Origin of the sequence: Blautia sp. 210820-DFI.6.14 (assembly GCF_020558815.1) — a bacterium.
Classification (GTDB): domain Bacteria; phylum Bacillota; class Clostridia; order Lachnospirales; family Lachnospiraceae; genus Blautia_A; species Blautia_A obeum.
Window position 1 is genome coordinate 1 of sequence record NZ_JAJCKS010000005.1, and the last position, 20896, is coordinate 20896.

Genomic DNA, 20896 nt, shown 5'->3' on the forward strand with positions numbered 1-20896 from the left:
TGGGATGGAAAGGCGATTTAAGAGAACAGGTGTCAGCGGTAGGTGGGGATATGGCGATGCGTCATGGAATCATTTTGGCAAAATCCATTCCAGCAAAGAAATATCGGATACAGACAGGTGAATCAATCTTGGAAGCAAAACAGAAATGTCCAAATCTTATCTTAGTGCCTCCGAATTATGGATTGTATGAGAGGTGTTCCAAAGCTTTTATGGGAATTTTGCAAGAGTATTCTCCCACAGTGGAACAATACTCGATAGATGAGGCGTTTGTAGATATGACTGGAACGGAATTGCTTTGGGGGACACCAGTGGAAGCGGCGGAGAAGATGCGGAGACAGATTAAGGAACGGCTTGGATTTACAGTGAATATCGGTATTTCAGAGAATAAACTGTTAGCTAAGATGGCAAGTGATTTTCAGAAGCCCGACAGAGTGCACACACTATGGAAGTCTGAGTTACAGAAAAAGATGTGGCCATTGCCGGTAAGCGACTTGTTTTTTGTAGGACGGGCAACAACAAAGACACTTTTCAAGTTGGGAATTCGGACCATAGGAGATTTGGCAAAGAGTGATCCGAGTTACTTAAAACAACATTTGAAGAAACATGGGGAAGTTGTCTGGGGGGTTGCAAATGGGATTGATGTGTCTGTAGTCCAGTCGGCCCCGCCTGCTAATAAGGGATACGGCAATTCTACAACGATTCCTTTTGATGTGACAGATGCATCTACAGCAAAATTGGTGCTGTTGGCTTTGGCAGAGACAGTAGGAAGCAGACTTCGTGGAGCAGGAGTCAGGGCAGAAGTGATTGCAGTAGGGATCAAGAATTATGATCTCAGTTATGCCAGTCACCAGATGACGCTTCAGAATGCAACCAATATTACGATAGAGATTCATCAGTGTGCTTGCCAGTTATTTGACCAGCTCTGGGATGGGACACCCATCCGGCATCTGGGAATCCATACCAGCCGCATCAAGGATCAGGTGAATATGAGACAACTAAATCTGTTTGATACGAATGATTATGAGAAACTGGAAAAAATGGATGAAACGATAGATCAGATCAGAAAACGGTATGGGAATGATTCGGTAATACGTGCGGCTTTTTTAGGTGGGTGTATTGATCACATGAGTGGTGGCATTTCACGGGAAAAACGTTCTGTGGACTATGAGAAATTAAAGACAGAATAGCGGGAAGGGGGAAGGAAAGGTGGCATTTGGAATCGGAATAAATACAGAGCATACAGAGCAGGAGCCTTTATCCGGAACCTATCATGAGGTGGCAGTCCAGTGCTGGTTCACAGCTACCGGAAAATCTCTGCCATTGATGCTGAAGGTAAAAGGGGAGGATGAAGAGATTATTCAAATCAATCATATCCAGGTTCTGACTGTAGAAAAGCAGTGGTATGCGGGAATTTTGAACTGGAAGTATAGATGTCAGGCGGTACTTTTGGGAAAACAAATCAATTTTGTGCTTCTCTTTTGTCCGGAGGATTGTGCATGGAAACTGGTTGTATAAGATACCAGGGATGAAGTAAAATAGGAAAAAGGAGGACAGAAAATGTGCGGAAGATATTATGTGGATGATGAAACTTCACGGGAAATTGAAAAGATTGTAAGGAAACTGGACCAGCGTTTAAAGATAGAGCATGGACAGGACATCCACCCGTCTGAATCTGCAGTCATTCTTACAAAGGAGTGTAAGGAAGTGGCTGCGAGGCAGATGCAGTGGGGCTTTCCGGGGTTCCAGGGAAAGGGACTGCTTATCAATGCAAGGGCAGAGGCGATACTGGACAAGAAGACCTTTCGGGACAGTGTGCTGCATCGAAGATGTGTGATTCCTGCCCATCACTTTTACGAATGGAGTAAAAACAAAGAAAAATATACTTTTCAAAGTCCAAAGCAGGATGCCACATTATTTATGGCAGGGTGTTATCAAATCTATAATGGTCAAAATCGTTTTGTAATTCTGACTACGCAGGCAAATGCTTCCGTAGCACCAGTGCATGAACGGATGCCATTGCTTTTGGAACGACAAGAACTGGAAGATTGGATTATGGAGGATGCAGCGGTAGAATTTATTCTTGCTAAGAAGCCCATACTGTTGAATCGGACAGCAGAATATGAACAACTGAAATTATTTTCATAAGAAGGGAAACCCATAAAAGTTTCCCTTCTTGACATAAAAATTTTTGAATTTAGAATCCATTGTTTATTTGTTCTGTTGCTGCAGGCATAGGAGGACTAGATTTTACATAGATTAATAGTTTCCCATGCAGATCCAAATCCTGTTTACTCCATTGCCCATTCTCATAAACCTTTTGGGTAATTGTATTGTAGATAATTGGCGTATCCTCTATACGTTCCATATCAACGACAAGGCAATCCTGAAGGGCAATATATGGATATAGAGCATCTTCAATATATGTCCTTAATTTTAATGCCTGCCTGTGCAGTAGTTCCACATCATACAGTTTTGATAAGGTATAGCTCATTTCTTTGAGCATCCCGGATGTTGTAATTGCCTGTTGGATAACAGAAATCTGCTCTTCCAGAGATACATCTGGATTTATCATAAGCTTTGATAATGTAATTTCTTTTACAAAAGCTGTTGCTGTATCACCAATTTGCTTTTTTAGGCTTTCATAAGGAATCCGATACTGTGTTTGTAAAATTTCAAGTGGAACGTATTCTCGGTTTTTCTTCAAAGTTGAAAGCAATTCACAAAGCCTGCTTCCCAATTCATATATGTTATTCAAGCACACATCACTTCCGATACGGTCTCTGGTGTATGAACCAAATGGTAAATGGTATTTTCTGTTTCGAAAACGATACTGTCATTTGATACTTCCAAAATCGTTAGGATAGGAGATGTCAGAATAGAGAAACCATTGACTCCAGAAATAATAGCACGTTCCCCAACCCGTAGCGAAGAATGAAACCATCCTGAGAGTGTCGTTATTTGTTTATCTTTCACATGGTGCTTTCGATTTGTCATAGTGTTCACACTCCTTTTGTAGCGTCATAGAAAATCTGTTTTTCATGGCTCGTTTTTATGTAACAGGGTAACTCAAACGAAAATATCCTTTCGATACAGGTATATATTCGTCTGGGTGTTCATATAAGGTGGCACGGATACGTTCCTGATAATGCGGATTCTTTTTCGCTTTTGGGTGTTCCTTTAATAAATCGTACAGGTCTTTTAAAGCCCCTCTTCCTCCAATACTCTCCATTGTCATCCGGATTAGATGATGCCAAGTCAGTGCAAGAATATCTGTATTTTGTACAGAAAACACACCTTCTTGCCGGATGCTGAAGGGGATAATGAAAGAATCTGTTTTTTTCAGCAACAGAGCATATTCTGTCACAATGGGAATGAAAGGCTTTTTGTACGTCCGATTGTCAGAAACACAATTAAACTGGCCCTTTACCAGAAAGGATTCAAAATCACCCATCCGCATTAAATCATTCTGCATACTATAGAACTTACCATGGAGCCGCATATCGCCTACCAGTATGGCAAGCCTCCCACCTTTCCGAAGTGCCAGGAAAAATTTCCGGATACAGTGATTTAGTTTTTCAAGAAAATCCGAATAGTTTTCACAGCGGGATAGGTCGTCCGGGTGAGGGGTTCCCCAGATATTTCCGGAATACTGGATCATATTATGGTAGGGTGGATGGAAAAAGATGAGATCAGCGGAATCCTCTACTTCATCTTTTAGAGCATTCCAGTTACCTTTTCCATACGCAGGTGCCGGATTTAGATCATAGAGCAGGGAGCGTACCTGATAACGGTCAGCAGCCGCGTTTGAAGTCCCAGAGCCACTCATAGGATCTAAGAGGGTAAAGGTGCTGGTATCTTTTCCGTAATATCGCTTATCGTCCAAGCAATAGCGTAGAAGTGCTGCAACCACTTCGGGGGAGCAGTTACCACGCCACTGGCTGTTACCGCCTTCTCCACGTTCTGGGTATGCCATGAAAGAAGTCAGTTCCTTTCCTACACGTTTTCGCAATCCTTCCGTTCCAAGCATGTCAGCGACAGTACGCCATTGGGGACCAAATTCAGCTTCTAATAATTGTGCTGCCCGATGCAGCATTAAGTCATTCATTTTATGTCACCTTCCTTTCATAATTTTGTTGGATGTAGCGGGAAATCGCCGCCGCAGTCATTTTGGCACAGCCTAAATCCATTTCGCTGAAAGGCTGTTGGTTTTTTGCACATAGTAAAAGACCCAACGTTTCACCAAATTCGTCTTTTTTAGAAATAGGGAAAAAGACTGATATGGGATATTTTCCTGTCATAGTAGGGTATATGCGTTCCTTTTCAGAGAATAATTTCATCTTTCCCTGTTGCAGAAGCCTTTGAATACTTTCTGTTACAGGCATATTAAGTGCTGTATGATAATTCTTGGAAGCAATGATTTTGGAATCATTACATAACAGGATCCGGCAAGGGACATTACTATGTAAAATATCCAGAAAACTGTCTAACCGGATATCCATAGGGATATGGGAGTCGCATTTACGAAGACAGATGTTGCGTGTGTCAGCTTCCAGCATCAATACATCGCCTGTATGAAGCTGTAGGGCTTTTCTTACTTTGGCAGGAATAATGATCCGCCCTTGTTGGTCAATATTTAGTGTTGTGGCATAATCCATAGAAATCTCCTTTCCTTTATAAAAAGAAGCAGTCTTTTCGGCTGCTTCTTTGTTGAAATTCTTTAAGCGACATACATACCATTCAGATATTGTTCTTGTGGTTGTTCTTGCATATAGGAAGACATTTCATGTGGCTGTATATTTTGTGCCATTCGTGCGTCCTGTTGTTTTTTAAATTGTTGTTTGCCGTTTTGAATCAGGAAGGATGCAACGTAGTTTTCCCAATTTACGATATAGGAATCAGCACGTTTTAACAGCATATAAAAATCCATATCTGTCAATTGGATAAAAGCACTTTTTTCAGAGATAAAACTTTGAGCCTGCATATAAGTGCCGCCGTTATGATTCTTTTTCTTGATACCTTTTCCGTTATTAATTTGAATTCTCCATGGGCTGGTCAGTATTTCCTGCTGGTTGTTATATACGTGGCGGGAAATAAAAAACTGTTGTGCAGTAGAATAGCCATTGCCATCCGGCACACCAAATATTTTGCTTTGCGACCATTCAAATTCAGGAAAGCCAGCGGTAACTCTGGACAGCAGAAATTGAATTTGTTCGGGTGCCAGATGAAAACGGGTGATAATATTTTTATCACCGGTACCACTAGAGTAATCCTGTATGGAGATTCCAATAAGGGAGTGAACTTTATGACCATTTTCTTCAAATTCTCCTTTTGCATGAAGCTGTGCATAGCTGTTATAACTTGTGTAGCGGAGACGGTCATACAGTGCAATTAATTTTTTACTGGTCTGTACTTTGCATATCTGATCTGTAATTGAGTTTTGATAATTTTCACTCATGTATGTTTTCCTTCTTTCTATTTCAAATATTGTTTTACAAGCTGTGTCATATTTTTGGGCAAATCTTCTAATTTGGTAATATCTAAAAAACCATCCTGATAGATTCTGCGGATGTTTTCTTTGTCATCACCAATTGCTGCAGCAAAGATCACAATGCCACGTTTACGATATTCATTCTTGATACCACGAAGATCTGCTTCTGCTTCCGTACCACTGTACCCACAATCTGCGGGCTGTCCGTCAGAGATTATGATGAGGAGTTTTTGTGATTCCGGACGCTTTGCCAGGTGTTCCGCAACATAACGAAGTGCAGCTCCATCCCGGTTGCCATTACGGGCAGACATATCCATCAGCCGGTAACGGTCAGAGTCATCCAGAGAATCAAATTCAGCATAGGAATACAAAGCAACCCCCTTAGAATCTGTAGAATGCCCATAAATGGTAATAGGAATTCCCAGGCTCATACAGAAATCATACAGCACGATTGCAGTTTTCCGGGCATGGGTAATACGATCTCCCCAGCCCATAGAACCACTTTCATCAACCAAAAGTCCCACGGAAAGTTTTTGTTCTTCATCCGGAAGCCTGGTTCTGGTAAAGATACCGCCGTCCTTTCGGTGTAAAGCCCGCATATCCAGCCTTTTACCAAATAACAGGTTTTTTTGTTTCCCGCCTTCTGCCTCTTCTTTTAATAAAGGAAGAATGGAACTTTGCAGCCTTTTGGAGGTCCGCAAAAGAGGGGAAACAACTGTTTGATAAGATTTGATAAAAAAGTCGGAAACTGGATTGATGCGGTGGATTGTTACATGGATGCCTGCATGGGCATTTCCGTAATGTATTTCATCCGCCGATTTTTGCAAGTCTTCTGTTAATTCCTGTTCATAATCATTTTGGGCTTTTTCCGTAGCAACATCATTTAGGATGCGTGCAAGATCATTCGCTGCATTTTCATAACCGGAACCGGCATACTGTGATGCGTATGTGATTCCTGGATTATTTCCATCTAATACTGCTGTAGTTTTAGCAAGTTCAATTCTTCCTCCTTCTTCCTGCAGTACCTTTTCTGCCTGGTTGATTGCATCTTGCCTGTAATTTGGATCAAGACCAGATAAGTCACAGGTTATAGGAGTTTTTGATTTTACTGTAGGACCTGGAATGTTTTTAGGGATTCCTCCGTTTTTACCAGTTGGAAGAGGAGATCCGCTACCTGATTCTTTCCGCAGCAGATCCTCCAGAGCATCGCCAACTTGGGTACTATCCTGCTTTTTTAAAGACTCTCTGGTTAACTCTACCATAGGCTGAATATAGTTCCAGCAAAGTACTAAAAGATAGTTGGAAGCACGTAAGCGTTCTTTCCCCTGTGTGGCAATTAAAGCATCGTCAATATAATCCATGCAGTCTGAAAGGGTGTCTGTGTATTCTCCAGAATAATTCGTGCGGTTATTTATATTACCAGTCCGGCAATAAGACAAAATTAAATTGCTCATAATGGAAAACGGCTGATAGCCACAGTCAATTTGTTCCTGTATAGAAGGAATCAATTCAGACATCCGCAGATTATTGATCTGTATTCCCTGCTTAAAAGTTCCGGGATATTCTTCACACATCCGGGCTTCAATGTAGATGTCCTCCAGTATATTATTAAACTGTGCAGCACAGCGGGATAGCGTCAGACACGTTGCGTTATCTTTTTCTTCCATGGCATCTAAGATGTCCTGCAGATTTGCCTTGTATCCAGAAGGCAGATTGTCTGGTGCTTCTGGATAGAAGGAACCATTTTCCATATTGGTCAGATAAAGCTGTAGTGATGCAAAATCAGAGTAACGCAGATGTCCGATTTCATGTCCAGTTAGACCAGTCAGGCTTTGTGACCGCAGAAATCGGGAAGGAAAGCTTTGGGTTATCGAGTTTGCGGCGTTACAGTGAATTCTATAATTATCTGTATAAGCGATGTCTGCATTTTCAGAACTGTCCCATTCCATAAGCACCTGAAGTCCATAGCGAGAACGGCCAGTAGCCGCTTTCGCCAGAGATGTTTGGTATTTTTGGAAAGCCGATGAAAGAAAGAGTTCTTCATCAGTGATTTTTGACTCCGTATCCCGGATCATTCTTTTTAAAGCTTTTTGAGTGTTATTCAATTTTTTCACCTTTCTTTCTTTTTCATATTTTGGGTTAGGAGATCTTCCATTGTACAGCCGTAATACTGGGCTAACCGAAAGACGGCGTAAGCAGATGGAAGCGTATGCCCATTTTCATAGTTCATAATTGTTTTTTCCGGTAGATGCAGAAGTCTTGCTACGGCTTTCTGAGAGAGTTTCGTCTGCTTGGATTTTCTTAAATAAACGAGATTTTCTGCCAGAGTTTTGCGTAGTTCGGCTTCGGTATAAAAGGTGTTCCTCAATAGTGTGTTATGATGCAAGAACTGTATCCAAGCAAGAACCTTCAATTTCGATACGGCTTTCAGAATCGGCAGTGACGGAAGATAAAATGGTATAATGAGCAGCTTCCTGTATATCGCCACATACCATAAAAGACTGAACCCAGGCAATTAATTCCCGGACTCCACAGCAGCCATCTGTTATCAGGTTATCCTGACAATACTGTGCGATGGAACGTACAATCTGTGTCATGGTACGTACTGATTTTTTATCGGAACATCCGGTAATAGCAAGAACACGCTCTACCATGGTCTCTTCATCCGGTTCATCCATATCTATGACCATATTCATCCTTGAAATGACAGACTGGTTCATGGGACGACAGCCGGCATAGTCATGATTAGTTGTGACTACAATGGTAGTATCCGGATGCCGATGGATGACTTCCCCGTTTGGCAGAAATACGCTGTTACAACGGTCCAATAGGGAATTAAGTCCTACCAGTACACCAGGATTGGCAATCACCGTAGGCTCCTGTATTTCTACCAGATAGCCGTTTCGGATGGCTTCAACCAGTGGTGTATCCACATAGCGGAACTGTTGGCTGCTGGAGGTAGCAGCTTGTTTCTGCTTCATTTCCTCAGATATATGATGGATCAATTCTTCATAAACTGTATTTTCTGATACCTTTTCATCATAAGTACCCGTTAATTTTTCATAGGCAGTAGCCGGATCGAGGGTAATGTCTTGAAAAGAGGGCAGTTCCCCTACCAAAGAAAGCTGTTTTTCATCTACATCAGGTAAAATCTGTCCAAGAAGGTCAAAAATTTCTGTATTTGCCGAGCAGGTGATGCATCGGTAAGGCAGGTGAAGTCCTGCAGCAATGGCTTTGGCACCTTCGGTCTTTCCCGTTCCAGCAGGCCCACGGAGCATAAAATTCCTCATAGGCTGCTTGCTGTCAGTTGTTAATTTGGCATGTTCGCATATTCTTTGGATTTCTTTTGGGATTACATACCAATCTTCGAGAATAGGAACGGTTGATTCTTCTTGGGGAGTTAATGTCCGAGAATTGGACAGGATGTATTTATCGACAAAATCTTCTTTGGGAATTGAAACGGCGGAAGCAGTATAGTGATGTCCACCTTTTAATACCTGAAAGGTACCCTGGATAATTTCCGTTGGTGCATAAACACCTTTTTGGATATTCAGTGGTGTAAGTCTTTGGAGCACGCCATTTGCAGGAGTGTCAACTTTGATGTTCCCGATAGGAAGGGAATCACCATAACGGATCCTGCGGTACACGTTATCACAAAGAACCGCAGCCGTTTCTGCAGCTTTGGGCAGGTCAGGAAAACCGTCATCACGGTGTTGCTTTAATTCCTGATATTTTTCATTGAATTCGTCATCTGAAAGGAAAGTAGGCATTAAAGCAAAATAAAGAGCACTTCCGGAATCTTCATCTTTTTTAAACTGATATGGCTCTGGTTTACTGTCCAGATCCAAAGGTTTTTCATACTTTCCGGCTATAAATTTCCCAGTCATACGGTTGTAGACCACTACATGCAGCAACCCGGTACGGCTTGGATATTCTGCGATTGTAAAATTGTTTGCCTGGCTTCCAATGGCTCCGAGTTCTTCCTCTGCTTTTCCAGCAGGTGGATTTTCCAAATTCATATAAGAAAAAACTGCCTGCAAAGTAGCAGAATGGAGAGTAGCCCGTTTTTTAGGCTGATTACAGTATTTGGAAGCGATGTCTTTCATCACTGCACTTTTCCCGGAATAGCTGTCAAATGGAGATGGTAGCGTTCTTTCAAAAGTCCAGTTAGGGACAAAGTTTGTATTTGGCATAGTATTTCCTCCTTTATTCTTTTATCCAGGATAATTCTAGTGCCTGGTCCTTTTCTTTTGCGGTCAATTCATCTTTTTGGAAGATGGAAATGAGAATATCCCAATAGTTTCGTGGCGGGAAATAATCAAAACAATCCTTGATTTCCGCTGTATCACCATTTTGGATGTAAATTTGCCCGTTTTCATTAATATAGAGTTTATGGTGTCCTTTCGCATGGAGCTGTCCGATAAGGTTCTCCAGTTTTTTCTTGCCAATTAAGGAATACCAGGATTCCGGATCAGCAAAAGGAACATCGTCCTCATCGGTAACTGTGACAGTCTTTTTGAGGCTGGCAATGGTCAGCATTTGAAGTTCCAGATATCCGTATTGGTTCATACGTGCTTCCGCAAAGTTGTAGTCCTCCGTATGAAAGGTTCTCAGACGTATGGGATTTCCGCAAAGAAGCTGCTTCATGGATGGCGGCTTCTGGAATTCCCATGTTGCATTTGGAAATGCAGCCTGTAGTTTGTCGGTAATCTGATAGCTGATTTGTCTCCAAAGCAATTCTTCTGTTTCGGAAACTGGCTCAGATGATTTCAAAGAAGACCAAGGGCTTGTTTTGCCCTGGTTCTTGAGTAGGTTTAGAGTCAGTTTATAGATTTTAGGAAGAAGTGTGGAAAGAAATAGCAGCAGGATGCCAAGGATTCCGATACTTGCGACTGCATTACGATTTCCATTTCCTGGTATGAATATAGTTGCAATTAACAAAATTATTGTGAGCATACTTAGAACTTTAAGAAATTTCTTTTGTGTATTCACTTCATTTCCTCCATGTTTGTTTCAATAGAAAAAGGAATTGCAGCAGACCAGTAGATACTGGAAAGTCGCAATTCCTTCATTTTAGGGATCTTTGATAATTTACGGGAATGGAAGCTGCTGTGGTGGTGTATTTTCCGGAATATTGGTAAATCCATCACCAGATACATTGCCAGCCGTAAATCCCTGTGGTGCATAAGCCGATCCCCCTGCCGGAGCATAAGACATCTGTTGTGCGGCCTGTGGCATCATATTGTTATTGACTGGCATTGCGCCAGTAGGCACGGTACCGGAAGGATTCATTCCCGGGTTTCCATTATAAGTAGCACCGTTTGCTGGTACTGGTGGAACATTCGGATTTCCGACCATTGGATTCCCCGGTACAGGTGTTGCTGCATTGGTATCATTACGATTCGCAGGTAAGAACTGCCAGTCCTTTACCATAATTTGCGGCGTGATAGCTGCTTGACCTGCATTATTGCCTTTCTGGTGAATATACGGATGGAGTTCTAAATCTCCGTAGACCATGAGACACGTTGATTTTTTGACACCGGCTTTTATCAGTCGATCTGCAAGAAACTTGTTGCAGTAACACTGATAGAAGATGGGTTCTTCCTTTCCGTTTTGACCTCTCTGGTTGGTAGCAAGCCCCAGACTGATGTATTCAGTTCCGGAGTTCTTTGCTTGTTGCATAACCGGATCGGCAGTTACCCTTCCTGTTACAATGATAATAGATGACATAAAAATTCTCCTTTCTGCCCTTTGGGCGATAAAATAGTGATAAATAAAAAAAGTGCCATTATAGCACCGTATAAAACGGCATTATAATGACACGATTTTCCAACTTAAACTGCATGTGTACTGGAGATAGTATCCAGACACCCTATAAAGGGATAACACAAAACTTAAATACAATATCATAGTAACACAAGATATAGCGAAGGTCAATGATAAAATACCATATATAGTATTTTGCGATTCGAAATAATAATTTTTGTGTCAAAATGCTTGGAAGTGTAGTATTTTATGAGGATAATCCCAAATAGATATAAAATTTTCATAAAACACTACTACCTTTTCAGAGTAGATAAAATGTGGTAGAATGAGGAAAAATTATTAGGAGGATGCATTATGGCAAGACGAAAAAAACTGGAAAACACATGTTTGGAAGAGCAACTGGAGTATGTGGAACAGGAGATTCGTACAAAAGAGTCCGATTTAAAGGAACTGCGTCATAAAGCAAAAGAGATTCAAAAAGAGATAGAAGAGAAGCAGAAAGATGATCTGTTTAAGGCTTTGGTAGCATCTGGGAAAACCATTGATGAGGTTATGAGATTTATAAAGGCAACAGGAGAAGATAAAATCGAATAAAAAAAATGAAAGATGCCGTTGTGGGGGAGTGAATCTGCAACGGTGTTTTTTATGGTCAGCTGAAATACAAATGATTTTCATAGACCACAATCACCGTTACCTTGGAAAGGAATATGTAGTGGTTCGAAGTTGTGTCTTTGCATTTGTAATTCGTAGATTTAATATATACTGCGTGGAAGTTAAGCCATTGTAGTGTCTAAAACTACGGATAACTCAGATGGTGCTTGGACGTATGTGATAGTTAATGAAGTGTTTGTGCCTGAAAAAATTGTTGAGGGTATACCTAGTTGTTTGAAAGTATGAAAAAAGTGAATAGGGTAAAAAATACCGTTACAGATTAATCTTTGTAATGGTATTTTTTGCGTGAATTTATTCTAATGGTGTAATTTATAACCTATTCCCCATACAGTATCGATATAAGGGGCTTGGTTTCCTATAGGCTCTAGTTTTTTTCTTAGGTTGCTTATATGGACATTGAGAGTATTATCATCTGAAATATAATCTTTTCCCCAAATAAGTTGATATAAAGATTCCTTTGTAAAAGTCTGTTTTGGATGTTTGATTAGTAGCTGTAAGAGGTTATATTCGGTAGTAGTCAGAGTAAGCTCTGTGTTATTTACAAGTACTTTGTGATCATCCACATTTATGCGAATATCTTTAAAGGAATATTCCGTTTGGGGACTTTCGCTGCAACGGCGCAAAACACTTTCTATTCGTGCGAGAACTTCTTCATGATAAAAAGGTTTAGTTATATAATCATCTGCACCGGATCGGAGAAGGTTTATACGAATCTCAGGCTGATTTTTGGCAGATATAACAATAACTGGAATAGAATTGTTGTGTTTTTTTAGGTGAAATAGTATTTTTTCACCAGGCAAATCGGGAAGCATCAAATCTAATAACATTAAATCATATTTTTTAGAGGAAAGAGCTTCAATTGCTTCTATCCCATTGTGATATGCTGAAACATTGTAATGGTTTCTTTTTAATAATTCTGTAAGAATAAAGCAAATTTCTTTATCATCTTCTACTAATAATATATCAATCATAATAAACTCCTTTGGTAATAGGTATGGTAAAAATACTAACATGATTTGTAATTTCATACAAGTTACTGTTTTAAATAATTTGAAGGTTTCATAGGCGAGTGGGAAAATATAAAGATAAATTTATAATTTTATGGAAATTTAAGAACTGATTTAAGAGAAATGTTAGAATTAGACATTATCATTATCATTATAGGATTTAAGAAACGAGGGAAGTGATTAGAATGAAAGAACCCGAAAAAATATTGGAAGCAAAAGATATTTGTAAAGCATACGGAAAAAATATGGTACTTAATCAGGTAAATCTTACGATAAAAGCGGGCGAGATATATGGACTGGTTGGAGAAAATGGTGCAGGAAAAAGTAGCCTGATGAAAGTTATTACAGGACTAACAAAGCCGACTTCAGGTGAGATAAGTTTATTTGGTAAAAAAAATCTTGAAGATGAAAGAAATAAGATAGGATGTTTAATTGAAAATCCAGCTTTGTATATGGACATGACAGCACGCCAAAATTTGGAAATCCAGCGTACTCAACGAGGAATTCCAGGAAAAAGTAGTATTGATGAAGTTCTGGAAATAATGGATTTAAAGGACGCTGGAAATAAAAGAGTGAAGGCTTTTTCTTTAGGGATGAAACAGCGATTAGGAATTGCAATTGCATTGCTTGGTCGCCCACAGTTGCTAATTTTAGATGAACCAATAAATGGCTTAGATCCAACCAAAATTAAATATGTGCGAGAAGTCTTAAAGAATATGAATGAAGAAGATGGTACAACGATACTTATATCCAGTCATATTTTGCCAGAGTTACATCAACTTGCAACTGTATATGGATTTATACATCATGGAAAAATGTTACAACAGATTACAGATAAAGAATTAGATGAGAAATGTCGTCGTCATGTTCATATCGAAGTAGACAATGTGGAAAAGGCTAGTTGTATTTTAGATGAGAGGTATCCAGAAAGTCAAATAAAAGTTTATTTAAGAAATGTGATTAAGGTATTTGGTTATAATAAAAATATTTCTGATATAACAAAAGAATTAGTATATGGAGGAGTTGGTGTAGAAAAAATAGGATATGAAGGAGAAGACTTAGAAGAGTATTACACAAATCTATTATCGGAGGTGAAATCGAATGAGACAGCTTAAAGCAGAGTACTATAAAATGAAATATTCGCGAGCCTCGAAGTGGGTTTTAGTATTTATGGCATTTATTTTTTTTATACCGTTCGTTGTGGGAAATGATACATTGTTTATGACTTTTGGTGATTATAGAAATATAGATAGCATTGGTTGGATTTGCTACATAGACGACATGAATAATGTAAAAGCTGCAGAAATCGCAAGATTTGCATTATCAATTAATTTTTTTTCTTGGATTGGATTAATTGTCTATATTACGACAATGGTATCTGCAGAATTTCATCAAGGAACAATAAGAGCTTCTGTCGTATATGGGATAAATCGAACCAAATTATTTTTAAGTAAATTACTGGTGATAAATGTTCACTTTTTTATTCTCTATTATATTGTGGAAACTGCATTAGGCTTAGGATTAGCATGGAAGTATGGTTTTCATTATAAAGGTGAGGAATTTTTGATTTTTATCGGAATGGTTACCTTAAATATGATAGCTATGATTGGAATGGAAGCTGTGGCGGTTTTGATTACGGTTTTAGTAAAGAATACAGGAATTGTGGCAGCTTTATCATGTGTATATTTCTTTGCAGGTGCGATTACTTATCCTATGGTATATGAGAATTTTCAAAATCAATCAGTGCTTCTTAAAGCATTTTGTGTTATGAACCCGACCACTTATATGTATAATATTTGTGGATATCGGATGACAAATGGGATTGTTGTTGGAACTATTATGTATGGTATGGGTGCGTGCCTGGTGGGGATAGTTTTAATGCATTTTGCATTGAAACGTCAAGAACTTTAATTTGTGTTTCAAGTAGCTCTTACTACTTTGAAATAAATAAATATTTTACAGGAGGATATTGCAATGAAGTGGATTAACAAAGCATCAGAGGACAAAAGTACAAGAATCTGCTGGGTTTACAATGATAAAGGTTGTGGATCTAAAAAGGCTACATGTGTAATTCGTTACTAAAGATATTTGTAGTCAGTAAAGGAAAATGTGCTCAGCAATATGCTGGGCACATTTTCATTATTGCAAAGAACACTGTGAAAACAAGAGATTAAGAAAAGAGGATATAATAATGAAATTATCAAGATACAATATAGAGAAAAAAGAAGATAAAAGTTGTTTGATTTACAATACGGTCACATCTGCAATACTGGAATTAGATACTGATTATGAAAAATCATATTATGAAATGAAAGAAGGGAAAAAATGTTCAAAGCCTGATTTAGAGTCAGCATTATTAGAGGGTGGTATGCTAGTTGAAGATGATAAAGATGAATTTGCAGAATTGCTTATAAGAAATAAAATAGAAAGGTTTGCGGATTCAAATCTTACATTAACTATTGCCCCAACTATGGCATGTAATTTTTGTTGTCCCTATTGCTATGAAAAAGGGAGAGAATATATTACTATGTCTGAGACTGTTCAGGATCAATTAACATCGCAGCTCAAAGAAAAATATCAGCATATACATGAATTAACGGTATCTTGGTATGGAGGGGAGCCATTATTGGCAATTGAAACTATTGAAAAATTAACCAAAAAGATAAAGTCTGTTTTGCCACTTGGTTGCAAATATAATGCGGATATGGTCACAAATGGTTATAAATTGACTAGAAGAGTAGCTGAAAAATTAAAAGACATGGACATCCACTATATTCAAGTTACTTTAGATGGTTCAAAACAAGCCCATGATAGTAGAAGGATTCTCCATAATCATCAGCCTACCTTCGAACATATATTGGACAATATAAGAGAATGTGCGGATATTTTGAATATTTCGATAAGAATTAATGTTGACAAGACAAATATAAACGAAGCAACAGAAATATTTGATTGGCTAGAAAGATATGGTTTAAAAGGTAGAGTTGGTTATTATTTAGCACCAGTAGATGATATTAATGGAGTATGTAATAATCATATATGTATGGAACGACCACAGTACGCAAAAGAAGAGATTGCGTTTTATAAAGAAGGGATTAAGAGAGGCTTTATGTACCAAGGTGTTAAGCCGAGCAATTATGGTGTATGTGGAGCAATTAGCTTAAATTCATTTGTGATAGGTCCAGATGGAGCGTTGTATAAATGTTGGAATGATATTGGATATAGTGAACGAAGTATCGGTAATTTGGAAAAAGGAATCAAACTTACAAATAAATTTGTAGAATGGCTTTCCTATGATGTCGTAAAGGATCAAGAATGTAAAGATTGTTCATTTTTTCCAGTATGTTATGGTGGGTGTGCTGCTTATAAAAATAAGATTTGTTCTTCAGTAAAATGGAATGCAGAAGAGATGTTGGAGCTGATGAAAGAAATGGCTCAATGAAATAGCAGGGAGAATTGGAATGATAAAATTTTGCAGTAAATATGTTTTTCAATATAAAATAGAATATGGGATATATTTTTTGTTGGGTATTATACTGTGCGGGTTAAATACATTTATACCGGCTGCTATGGGACAATTTATTAATATGTTTAATGTGGAAACAACATATTCAGCAATGTTAAAATTCATATTTTTATTACTGTTATTGTATGTTGGTAAGGAAATTGTCTGCTATGTCAATAAAATACTTTATATAAGGATACAGACTAATGCAGCATTTTCATTAAATTTCGAAATTGTAAATCATTTAAAAAAAGTTTCGCCACTCGTAATTGGCAGAACTGATTTATCGTACTTATCTCAAAGGATAAACAATGATGCGAATGATGTACTTATTTTTTTCATCAGCTCCTTGACTGAATTGATATTTTCAGTTTTTTCAGCGGGTATAATCTTATTTATGATTTGGAAAATGGATTCGATTGCTTTTATAGTTACAATGTTTTTATTAGCACTTTATTTTTTTATATATATTGGCTTCAAAAAGCGTATTTATAATTGCAGTTATGGAATGAAAGAGGAGAAATCCAATTTCTTCTCCAGACTGCAGGAACAATTAGAAAAAATAGAGTTTATAAAAATACATAGTATGGATTCATTTTTTTCAAATAGGTTAGTAGCATCATATCAAAAATTATATCGATCTATATTTAAACAACAAGCGACTATCCAGGCATTTGCAAATCTTGAAGGGATTGTAGGGGCAATATCTGTATGCATTTTACTTTGGATTGGAGGAAAAAAGATACTTACTGGAGATATGCAAATAGGATATTTCTATATGATTTCAGTATATTTTAATATGATTTTGGAATATGGAAAAGAAATAGTGGCATACGGTCAAGAATACCAAGAGGCTTATGTATCCTTTGAACGTATAAAATCTATTTTAGAAATTAAGGAGCAGTCTAAGGGGTGTATAAGACTTAATGAAATCAAACAAATTAGAATTCAGGATTTGAATTTTGCATATGACCAGAAAGAAACCATAAAAAGTTTTTCTACAAACTTAAAAAAGGGGAAAGTTTATGGATTGAAAGGAGAAAACGGATGTGGGAAAAGTACACTTATTAAAATTTTAATGGGTATGTATGTAGATGAATATCAAGGGAATATAATATGGAACGATACAGAAATGAGAAATTTAGATATGGATTATATAAGAGAACATGTAATCAGTGTAACAGAACAGGAGCCGACTTTAATAGCAGATACAATATATAATAATATTGCTTTATATCGAAAGCTTGATGTAAAATGTATACAGAGAGCCGTTGATTGCTTTGGTGATAGTATTTTGAAAAGAGATAATTGGGATTTGCAAATTAATGAAAAGTCAAGTAATATTTCCGGTGGAGAAAAGCAAAAAATTGCAATTATTCGCCAAGTAGTGCAAGACGGTCAGGTAATGATTTTTGATGAGCCTACCTCAGCTATGGATGAGAGTGGAAAAAAACAATTTTTACAGTTGATCGATCAAATTAAAAATCATAAAATAATTATTATTGTTTCACATGATAATGCAATCTTGAATACATGTGATGAGATTCTAATATTATAAGGAGATATGAAGTTTGCTAGTTGTCTTTTTAATAACAGGAGTGTTTATATTATTAGGCATATTATACATTTTTCATCTGAAGAGGGAAATTAGAAGAATTATAGAATGGATAGAACATAATGAGCATATCTACTCGGTCAATGTATTTGATAAAGATATTGAGAACCTTGCACTTAGTATCAACAAGCGAATTAAAGAAGATGAACGAAAAGAACATCAGCTAAAAAAACAGGATAAAAATTTTAAAAAGATGGTAGCAAATTTATCACACGATTTACGTACTCCATTAACTGTTATTATTGGTTACTTGCAGTTAATTAGATTAGAAAAAAATGTGAATGAACCTGTTAATAGCTATATAGAACATATTGAAAAAAAGGCGGATTATTTAAAAAAATTAGTAGACGATTTATATTTATTGTTTTGGAGTGAAGCAATAGAGAGCGAAGTTGATATGAAATCAGTCAATATTACAGAGGTAGTCACTTCTTTGTTAAAGGAATATATTCAAAATTCAAAACGTGCCTCAGAACAATTAGATATTAGACTGCCACATGGAAACATTTGGATACTTGCTCAAGAGAAAATATTAATTAGAATTTTATGTAATTTAATAGATAATGCTTTAAAGTATAGTACTGGTGATATAATGTTTTACATGTGGGGAGAATCCGAGTATTGTCATATACAAATAAGCAATCCTTCTGATTATATTAGTGATGAAGAATTAAAATCTATATTTGATTTGTTTTACACAAAAGATGAAGCAAGGATAAAAAGCAGTGGTATCGGATTGTATGCTACTAGAAAGCTAGTAATACAAATAAGTGGTGATATTCAAGTGAATTATGAAGCGGGAATTTTCACTGTCAGTATAAAGTTGCCCTTAATATGAAAAAATTGGTCACAGTAGAAAAATAAAAGATATTGTTACTGCATTTTGAAACCCTGAAAGTGAAAGCACTGTCCATTTTTTGAAGAGTCTTCTGGAATACAATAGATTATTATTCCCTGCGATTGCTGTTATGCTGTCATCCTTGAGACAGAATACGTGGTAGTTCGGAGTGGTTTTTGTCATTTCACTGGGACGGCAGAAGGAAAACTTATAAAGCATAATAGAAGTGGGTATGTGAAAGTGGCATATCCACTTCTATTGTATTTAGAGAAGAAATCTAAGAGTTCTTCGGGGAAACATCTTCATTTAGGGATAATTCCTCATACGCAAGTAAATCTGGAGTAACCTTTTCTTCACCCGAAAGGTTTGCTACATTCCGGAAATATAGGCGATAATAATGTCCAGATAAAAGGCGGATATTTTTATCGAATGTAAAGTGATATTCTTTCTGGTCAGTGGAACGGAAAATAATTTTCTGTTTCTTGGTAAGTGGGCTGACTTCACGTTTTGTACAGGTTCCAGTTAATTCGGTATAGTCATGCATCTTGATGGTATGTAGCAGACTCACAATTCGTATGGCAGTTCCAACACCGATGCAAAGACTCATAAGGAGAAATATCTGGTCGTCTGTTATAAATCCGTAAATACATCCAAATAGGACACAGAAAAAGCCGATTGCCCCATGGACAATCAGCTTATTAAGAAATGGTTTTGGCATAATTTGCTCCTTCCTATAATTTTTCAAATGCAATCTGTTTATTGAGGTACAAATTACTGATGGCTTCCAGTACAGGATAACCGGCATGGGTGAATTGGATATCCTGTGCCAGGGTACGGAATGTTGCATCCGAGGTTTCATAGAGCTGCGTCAAAAGTTGCTCTGTATTTTGTGGATGGATGCCCTGTTCTACACAGGTTACAAGCTCTGCCGTAGAAATCTGTACTTTTTTTGCTATTTGGAGTACCGTGTCCTCTATAGCAGTCCGTGCCGGCTTTTTTAGATAATGGATCAGTTCCTTTGTGTGCAGTTTTTTCTTCATGCAGAGATAGATGCAGGTAAAAAGCCGTACTGAAAAACTGTCCTGCAATGGGCTGATATAAAGTTCTCCTAAGAGGCGGTACAGGGCATCCACACCAGTTAAACCATCCCCTTTTACAACCAGTCCTCGAAGCAGCAGCCGATTCAGGTAAGGTTCAATGGGGATATTTTCCGAACGGTGATGTTTTTTCAAGCGTTCGGAAAAAGCAGACTGCAATTCATGGATCTGTCGGATTTGAAATGCGAGGCTGCTCCACAGAAAGAATTCTTCTTCTGTCAGTCCGTATTCCTGCCGGTTATTGATAACAGTCGGTGTTTTATGTTCCTTTATGGAATCCTGGAATCGTAGGATTCCGACTGCAGTATAAAGTGTCAGCATAATCGTTCTCCCTTCAAGATAAAAGAGTATATAATTTGGTATCCTGCTGTAAGTATTTCCGGGCTTTGCTTTGCCATGCCCGGACATGATTCATTGGGACACCATAATGTTTGGAAATTTCTTGGTTGGTATATCCTTTTTGCTGCAGGAGCAGGGCATGTATTCCTTTTCTTAGTGTATTGCAGCTTCTCGCTTCTAAGGACTGCAGGTGCTTATAAATGGGTTCCTGGTTCATACATTGTTCCTGCCATAGTTCGGTTTTTTGGTCTACAAGCAGGGGTTCCATGTCAAATTCGGAAGATGCATACATGGAACAGGTGTATTTTCGTTCTTTTTGCAGTTTTCTCCAATAACTGTAAATGGCATTTCGTATGGCAACTCTGGCGTAAACTGCAAAGGGACGGGTGTTGTCATAGTTCATGGCGGCTTTGCATAAAGCTAAGTTTCCGGCTTGCAGAAGGTCTTGCTGCTCATCGTATGAGACATAAGCACAACGAGTAGTCAATTTTTTTACCATTTCAGGTACCAAATATAAGTACTCCTCTGTCAATCGGCGTTCATCATCTGTCATCGGGATGATCATACAT

23 protein-coding genes are annotated in these 20896 nt (G+C 38.0%); 9 read left to right on the plus strand and 14 right to left on the minus strand.

Going from position 1 to position 20896, the window contains the following annotated elements; translation table 11 throughout:
- The 3 genes from LI112_RS05820 to LI112_RS05830 form a co-directional block, all read left to right on the plus strand.
- Nucleotides 1-1187: DNA polymerase IV (locus LI112_RS05820; protein WP_227190349.1), on the plus strand; the 1187-nt coding region annotated here is incomplete at its 5' end.
- Between the two features lie 19 nt (nt 1188-1206).
- Nucleotides 1207-1515, plus strand: coding sequence for a hypothetical protein (locus LI112_RS05825; protein ID WP_054337543.1), 309 nt, complete (start codon nt 1207-1209; stop codon nt 1513-1515).
- Nucleotides 1516-1557: 42 nt separating this feature from the next.
- On the plus strand, nt 1558-2145 hold the full coding sequence (locus tag LI112_RS05830) for an SOS response-associated peptidase (protein ID WP_054337544.1): 588 nt from the start codon (nt 1558-1560) through the stop codon (nt 2143-2145).
- 49 nt (nt 2146-2194) lie between these two features.
- On the opposite strand, the gene LI112_RS05835 is transcribed toward LI112_RS05830, so the two are convergent.
- The 10 genes from LI112_RS05835 to LI112_RS05880 all read right to left on the minus strand — a co-directional run bounded on the left by LI112_RS05835 (nt 2195) and on the right by LI112_RS05880 (nt 11218).
- Complete coding sequence (locus LI112_RS05835; RefSeq protein ID WP_054337545.1) at nt 2195-2755, minus strand: hypothetical protein; 561 nt, start codon at nt 2753-2755, stop codon at nt 2195-2197.
- Nucleotides 2752-2994 (minus strand): hypothetical protein, encoded by a 243-nt coding sequence (locus LI112_RS05840; RefSeq protein ID WP_054337546.1) that lies wholly within the window; start codon nt 2992-2994, stop codon nt 2752-2754. Before LI112_RS05840 ends, LI112_RS05835 begins: the two co-directional genes overlap by 4 nt.
- A gap of 55 nt (nt 2995-3049) precedes the next feature.
- Nucleotides 3050-4105 carry an SAM-dependent methyltransferase gene (locus LI112_RS05845; RefSeq protein ID WP_118393317.1) on the minus strand — a complete coding sequence of 352 codons (1056 nt, stop codon included), beginning with the start codon at nt 4103-4105 and terminating at the stop codon, nt 3050-3052.
- A gap of 1 nt (nt 4106) precedes the next feature.
- A complete protein-coding gene (locus tag LI112_RS05850) occupies nt 4107-4655 on the minus strand; it encodes an AbrB/MazE/SpoVT family DNA-binding domain-containing protein (protein WP_055151554.1) in 549 nt (182 codons plus the stop codon).
- A 62-nt stretch (nt 4656-4717) separates the two neighbouring features.
- Entirely contained in the window at nt 4718-5455 is a 738-nt protein-coding gene (locus LI112_RS05855; RefSeq protein WP_054337547.1) for a hypothetical protein, read from the minus strand.
- A 17-nt stretch (nt 5456-5472) separates the two neighbouring features.
- Entirely contained in the window at nt 5473-7602 is a 2130-nt protein-coding gene (locus LI112_RS05860; protein ID WP_118064352.1) for a nitric oxide reductase activation protein NorD, read from the minus strand.
- Nucleotides 7599-7976: a helix-turn-helix domain-containing protein gene (locus LI112_RS05865; protein WP_225084396.1), complete on the minus strand. Its 378-nt coding sequence runs from the start codon at nt 7974-7976 to the stop codon at nt 7599-7601. Before LI112_RS05865 ends, LI112_RS05860 begins: the two co-directional genes overlap by 4 nt.
- A complete protein-coding gene (locus tag LI112_RS05870) occupies nt 7864-9681 on the minus strand; it encodes an AAA family ATPase (protein ID WP_118064354.1) in 1818 nt (605 codons plus the stop codon). Before LI112_RS05870 ends, LI112_RS05865 begins: the two co-directional genes overlap by 113 nt.
- A gap of 13 nt (nt 9682-9694) precedes the next feature.
- A complete protein-coding gene (locus LI112_RS05875; RefSeq protein WP_055151549.1) occupies nt 9695-10480 on the minus strand; it encodes a hypothetical protein in 786 nt (261 codons plus the stop codon).
- A 99-nt stretch (nt 10481-10579) separates the two neighbouring features.
- Nucleotides 10580-11218 (minus strand): single-stranded DNA-binding protein, encoded by a 639-nt coding sequence (locus tag LI112_RS05880; RefSeq protein ID WP_054337550.1) that lies wholly within the window; start codon nt 11216-11218, stop codon nt 10580-10582.
- Nucleotides 11219-11608: 390 nt separating this feature from the next.
- Between LI112_RS05880 and LI112_RS05885 the strand changes: the two genes are divergently transcribed.
- Entirely contained in the window at nt 11609-11848 is a 240-nt protein-coding gene (locus LI112_RS05885) for a flagellar export protein FliJ (protein WP_118064356.1), read from the plus strand.
- 374 nt (nt 11849-12222) lie between these two features.
- Here the strand turns inward: LI112_RS05885 and LI112_RS05890 are convergent, their stop codons facing one another.
- Nucleotides 12223-12897, minus strand: coding sequence for a response regulator transcription factor (locus LI112_RS05890; protein ID WP_227190350.1), 675 nt, complete (start codon nt 12895-12897; stop codon nt 12223-12225).
- Between the two features lie 221 nt (nt 12898-13118).
- Here LI112_RS05890 and LI112_RS05895 point away from each other — a divergent pair, with 221 nt between their 5' ends.
- From LI112_RS05895 to LI112_RS05915, 5 genes are all read left to right on the plus strand, one after another.
- Complete coding sequence (locus tag LI112_RS05895; RefSeq protein ID WP_015526838.1) at nt 13119-14048, plus strand: ABC transporter ATP-binding protein; 930 nt, start codon at nt 13119-13121, stop codon at nt 14046-14048.
- On the plus strand, nt 14035-14844 hold the full coding sequence (locus tag LI112_RS05900) for an ABC transporter permease subunit (protein WP_054337552.1): 810 nt from the start codon (nt 14035-14037) through the stop codon (nt 14842-14844). Before LI112_RS05895 ends, LI112_RS05900 begins: the two co-directional genes overlap by 14 nt.
- A gap of 280 nt (nt 14845-15124) precedes the next feature.
- Nucleotides 15125-16375 carry a radical SAM protein gene (locus LI112_RS05905; protein ID WP_025580532.1) on the plus strand — a complete coding sequence of 417 codons (1251 nt, stop codon included), beginning with the start codon at nt 15125-15127 and terminating at the stop codon, nt 16373-16375.
- A 19-nt stretch (nt 16376-16394) separates the two neighbouring features.
- Nucleotides 16395-17996 (plus strand): ABC transporter ATP-binding protein, encoded by a 1602-nt coding sequence (locus LI112_RS05910; protein WP_117457428.1) that lies wholly within the window; start codon nt 16395-16397, stop codon nt 17994-17996.
- 13 nt (nt 17997-18009) lie between these two features.
- Nucleotides 18010-18891, plus strand: a complete 882-nt coding sequence (locus tag LI112_RS05915; protein ID WP_227190351.1) for a sensor histidine kinase KdpD — start codon at nt 18010-18012, stop codon at nt 18889-18891.
- Nucleotides 18892-19168: 277 nt separating this feature from the next.
- Here the strand turns inward: LI112_RS05915 and LI112_RS05920 are convergent, their stop codons facing one another.
- Genes LI112_RS05920 through LI112_RS05930 form a run of 3 tightly spaced genes read right to left on the minus strand, consistent with a single transcriptional unit; the run spans nt 19169 to nt 20892 of the window.
- Nucleotides 19169-19609 carry a hypothetical protein gene (locus LI112_RS05920; protein ID WP_025580278.1) on the minus strand — a complete coding sequence of 147 codons (441 nt, stop codon included), beginning with the start codon at nt 19607-19609 and terminating at the stop codon, nt 19169-19171.
- 13 nt (nt 19610-19622) lie between these two features.
- On the minus strand, nt 19623-20309 hold the full coding sequence (locus tag LI112_RS05925) for a hypothetical protein (RefSeq protein WP_004223695.1): 687 nt from the start codon (nt 20307-20309) through the stop codon (nt 19623-19625).
- A gap of 13 nt (nt 20310-20322) precedes the next feature.
- Complete coding sequence (locus tag LI112_RS05930; RefSeq protein WP_054337558.1) at nt 20323-20892, minus strand: sigma-70 family RNA polymerase sigma factor; 570 nt, start codon at nt 20890-20892, stop codon at nt 20323-20325.
- Nucleotides 20893-20896 lie beyond the last annotated feature (4 nt).

Bases quoted from the DNA above. Each gene is read 5' to 3' on its own strand.
- LI112_RS05845 (WP_118393317.1), bottom strand. From the start codon at position 4,105: ATGAATGACTTAATGCTGCATCGGGCAGCACAATTATTAGAAGCTGAA.
- LI112_RS05880 (WP_054337550.1), bottom strand. From the start codon at position 11,218: ATGTCATCTATTATCATTGTAACAGGAAGGGTAACTGCCGATCCGGTT.
- LI112_RS05890 (WP_227190350.1), bottom strand. From the start codon at position 12,897: ATGATTGATATATTATTAGTAGAAGATGATAAAGAAATTTGCTTTATT.
- LI112_RS05870 (WP_118064354.1), bottom strand. From the start codon at position 9,681: ATGCCAAATACAAACTTTGTCCCTAACTGGACTTTTGAAAGAACGCTA.
- LI112_RS05905 (WP_025580532.1), top strand. From the start codon at position 15,125: ATGAAATTATCAAGATACAATATAGAGAAAAAAGAAGATAAAAGTTGT.
- LI112_RS05925 (WP_004223695.1), bottom strand. From the start codon at position 20,309: ATGCTGACACTTTATACTGCAGTCGGAATCCTACGATTCCAGGATTCC.
- LI112_RS05855 (WP_054337547.1), bottom strand. From the start codon at position 5,455: ATGAGTGAAAATTATCAAAACTCAATTACAGATCAGATATGCAAAGTA.
- LI112_RS05920 (WP_025580278.1), bottom strand. From the start codon at position 19,609: ATGCCAAAACCATTTCTTAATAAGCTGATTGTCCATGGGGCAATCGGC.
- LI112_RS05930 (WP_054337558.1), bottom strand. From the start codon at position 20,892: ATGATCATCCCGATGACAGATGATGAACGCCGATTGACAGAGGAGTAC.
- LI112_RS05850 (WP_055151554.1), bottom strand. From the start codon at position 4,655: ATGGATTATGCCACAACACTAAATATTGACCAACAAGGGCGGATCATT.
- LI112_RS05895 (WP_015526838.1), top strand. From the start codon at position 13,119: ATGAAAGAACCCGAAAAAATATTGGAAGCAAAAGATATTTGTAAAGCA.
- LI112_RS05840 (WP_054337546.1), bottom strand. From the start codon at position 2,994: ATGACAAATCGAAAGCACCATGTGAAAGATAAACAAATAACGACACTC.
- LI112_RS05900 (WP_054337552.1), top strand. From the start codon at position 14,035: ATGAGACAGCTTAAAGCAGAGTACTATAAAATGAAATATTCGCGAGCC.
- LI112_RS05910 (WP_117457428.1), top strand. From the start codon at position 16,395: ATGATAAAATTTTGCAGTAAATATGTTTTTCAATATAAAATAGAATAT.
- LI112_RS05885 (WP_118064356.1), top strand. From the start codon at position 11,609: ATGGCAAGACGAAAAAAACTGGAAAACACATGTTTGGAAGAGCAACTG.
- LI112_RS05830 (WP_054337544.1), top strand. From the start codon at position 1,558: ATGTGCGGAAGATATTATGTGGATGATGAAACTTCACGGGAAATTGAA.